Genomic DNA, 4228 nt, shown 5'->3' on the forward strand with positions numbered 1-4228 from the left:
TCCCTGCTACCCCGAAACTGGGGCCGAAGAACCAACTGGATTGTCCCAGGGGATACATTAAGAAGACGCTGACGAAGACGGCGATGGGGCCAGAGAAGGCGATCGCATTGTAGGGACGAATCCCCACTAGGCGAGCGATTTCAAATTGGCGCAACATGAAGCCGATTAAGCCGAATGCCCCATGGAGGGCAACGAAACTCCACAGCCCACCGATTTGGAACCAGTGGGTGAGGCTCCACTGGGCTTCGGGGCCCCAGAGGAACAACAGGGAGTGACCGAGGGCATCGGCGGGGGAGGAAACAGCCACGGTGATAAAGTTGCAGCCTTCGAGGTAGCTCGAGGCTAAACCGTGGGTGTACCAGGAGGTGACGAAGGTGGTGCCGGTGAGCCAGCCGCCGAGAGCCATGTAGGCGCAGGGGAAGAGCAGCAAACCAGACCAACCGATAAAGACGAAGCGATCGCGTTTGAGCCAGTCGTCCACTGAATCAAACCAGCCTCGCTCCTGTGTTCTGCCAACAGCTATGGTCATAAAACAAATATCCTCTTGCTGGGTGAATCAAAGGCAAGATTCCTAAAAAATGGAGCACTTGCGATCGCCGATCATAACGTGAATTCACTCAAGCCTAAAGGGGGCAGAAATGCCTAACCGAGAGGGGTTTGAGGCCGCGCTAAACGCAGTTGTCATTTAAAACTCAAGAAAGTGCAGATCACAAGCCAGTTTAATCTTTAACGGCGCAGCAAAGGTGATAACGCCGGAAGATCAGTGATTGTTGTTACACAACAGCGGCGGCTCCAGTGAGCAGCCTAGCGTGGGGAGGAATACCGAACAAGCGGGTTCGGGGTTCCAACGCTTAAGATATTATTACCAAAAATTTTACAAATTGTCACATCTTTCCTCAGAAATCTCACGAATCAACCCTGAGCCAGGGCCAAAGGCCGCAGCGGATTTGCCCAGAGGGTAGTAAAATAGCTCAGAATCAAGGCTCTCATTTTTAAGATTTAGGTATTTCTGCTATGACCGCATCGACATCATCCTCCCCCACAGGGCAGGTTTTCCGGCAGGCTGTCCTCGGCTCACGCCGACCCAGCAACTTGTTCTGGGCGATCATTTCTGCCATTGGGGGTGTGGGTTTTTTTCTGGCGGGGCTGTCGAGCTATCTCCATAAAAATTTGCTGATCGTCAGCGATACCACGAATTTGATCTTTTTCCCCCAAGGCGTTGCCCTGCTCTTTTATGGGGTGGTGGGCAGTGCGATCGCCCTTTACCAGATGGGGATGTTTATCCTAGATGTGGGGGGTGGCTATAACGAATTCAATAAAGCCGAGGAGAAAGTCACGATTTTCCGCTGGGGCTTTCCGGGGAAAAACCGGCAAATCTGTGTGACCCATCCCCTGGATGCCATCCAAGCGGTGCGGGCAGAAATCCGCGAGGGCATTAACCCCAAACGGATGCTGTATTTACGGGTGAAAGCCAGTCGGGATATTCCCCTCACCCGTGTGGGGGAACCCTTAACACTGACCCAGTTGGAAAACCAAGGTGCAGAATTGGCTCGTTTTCTAGAAGTGCCCCTCGAAGGACTCTAACGTTAAACTCACCATGTTCAATGCTTCGCTGCGATCGCAAGGATCGCGTCTCTTGTTGTTGGTGGCCCTGCTGGGCTTTTTAATGGTCGGCTGCGCCCAACCCTCTGCATCCCTAACGGATCCTGGGGCATCAACGGAAACCACTGAAACCACAACAGCCGCCGAAACCGGCACCATTACCGCACAATCCAGTAACCCGATGAGTGAATTACCCAGACTTGAAGGCCCCGCCACCGTTGTTATGACCGTTAAGGGCGAACCGATTACCATTGCCATTGATGGGGATGCTGCCCCGATTACCGCCGGTAACTTTGTCGATCTCGTCCAACGGGGCGTTTATGACGGCTTAATGTTTCACCGGGTTGTCACCCAGCCAGAACCCTTTGTGGCCCAAGGGGGCGATCCCCAAGGAAAAGACCCCAATTTTCCCGAAAGTCGTTTAGGGACGGGGAATTTCGTCAACCCCGATACGGGTAAGCCCCGCTATATTCCTTTGGAAATCACCCCCGCCGGGGCCAGTGAGCCGCTGTACAGCAAAACCTTTCCCGATGCGCGGATCAGCGGCCCGCCGGCCCTGCCCCATACCCGTGGGGCGATCGCCATGGCCCGCTCCCAAATGCCTGATTCCGCTTCCTCACAGTTCTATTTTGCCCTTGCTGATCTGGCCTTCCTGGATGGGAACTATGCCGTTTTTGGCTATGTGACTGAAGGAATGGATGTGGTAGATAGCATTGCCCAAGGCGATCGCATTGAATCGGCCATCGTCACCGCTGGCGCTGAAAACCTCAAGCAGCCCTAGGTCGATGGGGGTGGTGATCACCGGGATCGGGCTGTGTTCAGCCCTTGGGGATGCCCACCAAACCCAGCAGCACCTCTTAAGGGGAAAATCCGGGATTCGGCTCTCTCAACCGTTCCCGGCACTTCCCCCCCTTCCCCTCGCCCTCATGGGTGATCAGCCTCAAACCTTGCCCGCCCTCATTCCCCCCCTGGTTCAGGCAACCTTAACCGATGCCTCCCTCACCCCGCCGCTACCTAACTGGGGTGTGGTGGTGGGGTCAAGTCGGGGCTGTCAGGGGAATTGGGAACGCATGGGGGACGGTGGGCAACCGCTAACAACCTGGTTGAGCCATGGGCCCGATACCGGCGCAACGCTCACCGCTCAAATCTTGCAAACTCCTGGCCCCGTGGCGGCCCCGATGGCGGCCTGTGCCACGGGATTATGGGCGATCGCCCAAGGATATCACTGGATTCAACAGGGGCAATGTCAGCAGGTGATCGCTGGAGCCGTTGAGGCCCCCATCACCCCCCTCACCCTAGCGGGATTCGCCCGCATGGGGGCCCTGGCCCAAACCGGCTGCTATCCCTTTGATCAACATCGGGAAGGGTTGGTCTTGGGAGAGGGGGGCGCTCTGTTTTGTTTGGAATCCCAGCGGGCGGCCCAAGCCCGTGGCGCTCAGATCTACGGTGAAATCATCGGCGTAGGCTTCACCTGTGATGCCTACCATGTCAGCGCCCCCGATCCCAGCGGCCAAAGTGCAAGGGCAGCCATTGTGCAATGTTTAGAGCGGGCCCGCCTCACCCCCGCCGAGATCGACTATATCCATGCCCACGGCACCAGCACCCAACGCAATGATCAGCAAGAGGCGGCGATCCTCTCGGCCCTCTTTCCCCATCGCCCCCCCGTGAGTTCCACGAAAGGAGCAACCGGCCATACTCTGGGAGCCTCCGGAGCCTTGGGGGTGGCGGTGTGCCTCTGGGCGTTGCGATCGCAAACCCTGCCCCCCTCTGTGGGCCTACGGGATTTAGCCTTTCCGGAATTAAATATTGTGCGTCAGGCCACCAAGGCGCAGATTCACCACACCCTCTGCCTCAGTTTTGGCTTTGGCGGCCAAAATCTTGCCCTCACCCTCCGGGGTTGATCCCCCCTTGTTATCGAACAGTGACGAAGACAACAGCAGCCTCTAGAAATTGAGGTGATCTTAGCTACAATCACGAAGGGTGTTTGCCCAATGCTTGCACCTGGAGAGCTACAGATGAAGAGGGCAAAATTGATCATGGACTCTCGCCACATCCAGTTTCAAGATGATAAATCCTGCATTGATTTCGAGCAGTTACGAAAATAGTGCGGGAGTCTTAGAGCAACGTCGCTGTCTTCGCGGGGATGAAAGACGACACGGCGACTTGAGTCGCCGTCCTTGCAGGGCGGCTTATATTGTGTGGTAGGATATAGCCATGATTGTACTAGAGTTTAAAGCCTACGGAAAGCCCCAGCAATTCAGCGCCATAGACGAGGCAGTGAGAACAGTCCAGTTCATCTGAAACAAAGCCATCCGTTATTGGATGGACAACCGGGGAACTGGACAGAACGATCTGCAAAAGCTATGCGCTCAACTGGCTCAGGAATTCCCTTTTGCCGCTGAACTCAACAGCATGGCTCGGCAAGCATCCGCAGAAAGAGCCTGGAGTACAATCTCGCGATTCTACGAAAACTGCAAGAAGGGTATCCCCGGAAAAAAAGGATTCCCCTCCTTCAAGAAAAATAACCGCTCAGTAGAGTACAAAACCTCTGGGTGGAAGTTAGACGAGAATCGCAAGGTCATCACCTTCACCGACAAGAAGGGCATTGGTAGACTAAAGCTCAAAG

Annotated in this window: 3 protein-coding genes and 2 pseudogenes; 4 read left to right on the top strand and 1 reads right to left on the bottom strand. The window is 55.3% G+C overall.

Going from position 1 to position 4228, the window contains the following annotated elements; all coding sequences use genetic code 11:
* Nucleotides 1-529: pseudogene (locus VB712_RS13890) on the bottom strand (photosystem II D2 protein (photosystem q(a) protein)); the annotation flags it as partial.
* Between the two features lie 485 nt (nucleotides 530-1014).
* Here VB712_RS13890 and VB712_RS13895 point away from each other — a divergent pair.
* The 4 genes and pseudogenes from VB712_RS13895 to VB712_RS13910 all read left to right on the top strand — a co-directional run.
* On the top strand, nucleotides 1015-1584 hold the full coding sequence (locus VB712_RS13895) for a photosystem I assembly protein Ycf4 (protein WP_323255704.1): 570 nt from the start codon (nucleotides 1015-1017) through the stop codon (nucleotides 1582-1584).
* Nucleotides 1585-1597: 13 nt separating this feature from the next.
* Nucleotides 1598-2383: a peptidylprolyl isomerase gene (locus VB712_RS13900; protein WP_323255706.1), complete on the top strand. Its 786-nt coding sequence runs from the start codon at nucleotides 1598-1600 to the stop codon at nucleotides 2381-2383.
* A 4-nt stretch (nucleotides 2384-2387) separates the two neighbouring features.
* Nucleotides 2388-3503: a beta-ketoacyl-ACP synthase gene (locus VB712_RS13905; protein WP_323255707.1), complete on the top strand. Its 1116-nt coding sequence runs from the start codon at nucleotides 2388-2390 to the stop codon at nucleotides 3501-3503.
* A gap of 313 nt (nucleotides 3504-3816) precedes the next feature.
* Nucleotides 3817-4228: pseudogene (locus tag VB712_RS13910) on the top strand (RNA-guided endonuclease TnpB family protein); the annotation flags it as partial.

The sequence above is a fragment of the Spirulina sp. CCNP1310 genome, assembly GCF_034932185.1.
In the GTDB taxonomy this organism is placed as follows: domain Bacteria; phylum Cyanobacteriota; class Cyanobacteriia; order Cyanobacteriales; family Spirulinaceae; genus Spirulina.

What these genes read in the sequence shown, in the direction of transcription:
- VB712_RS13895 (WP_323255704.1), top strand. Translation starts at nt 1,015, where the DNA reads ATGACCGCATCGACATCATCCTCCCCCACAGGGCAGGTTTTCCGGCAG.
- VB712_RS13905 (WP_323255707.1), top strand. Translation starts at nt 2,388, where the DNA reads ATGGGGGTGGTGATCACCGGGATCGGGCTGTGTTCAGCCCTTGGGGAT.
- VB712_RS13900 (WP_323255706.1), top strand. Translation starts at nt 1,598, where the DNA reads ATGTTCAATGCTTCGCTGCGATCGCAAGGATCGCGTCTCTTGTTGTTG.